Annotated in this window: 1 pseudogene; it reads left to right on the top strand. The window is 49.8% G+C overall.

From position 1 onward, the window contains the following. Positions 1-442 (top strand): annotated as a pseudogene (locus HMPREF2608_RS10900) (transposase); the annotation flags it as partial.

Genomic DNA, 442 nt, shown 5'->3' with positions numbered 1-442 from the left:
ACCACACCGAGTAAAGACAGCGATGCCCGTTGGACAAAGAAAAACGGCCTTTACAAACTCGGTTACAAACAACATACCCGTACCGATGAGGAAGGCTATATCGAAAAACTGATACCCATGAGTGCAACCACCTGTTGCCTTTGTTGGAAGGAATAGCCAAAGACACAACCGTCTATGCCGATAAAGGCTACGACAGTGCGGAAAACCGGCAACACCTGAAAGAACATCAGTTGCTGGACGGCATTATGCGCAAAGCCCACCGCAACCGTCCGCTGACGGAAGTGCAAACCAAACGTAACCGCTATTTATCGAAGACCCGTTATGTGGTGGAACAAAGCTTCGGTACGCTGCACCGTAAATTCCGCTACGCCCGGGCAGCCTACTTCGGACTGAGCAAAGTGAGTGCAAAAAGCCATCTGAAGGCGATGTGTTTGAACCTTTT

Source organism: Neisseria sp. HMSC064D07 (assembly GCF_001837185.1).
Taxonomy (GTDB): Bacteria; Pseudomonadota; Gammaproteobacteria; order Burkholderiales; family Neisseriaceae; genus Neisseria; species Neisseria flavescens_C.
This window is presented reverse-complemented; position numbering and strand designations above follow the sequence as displayed.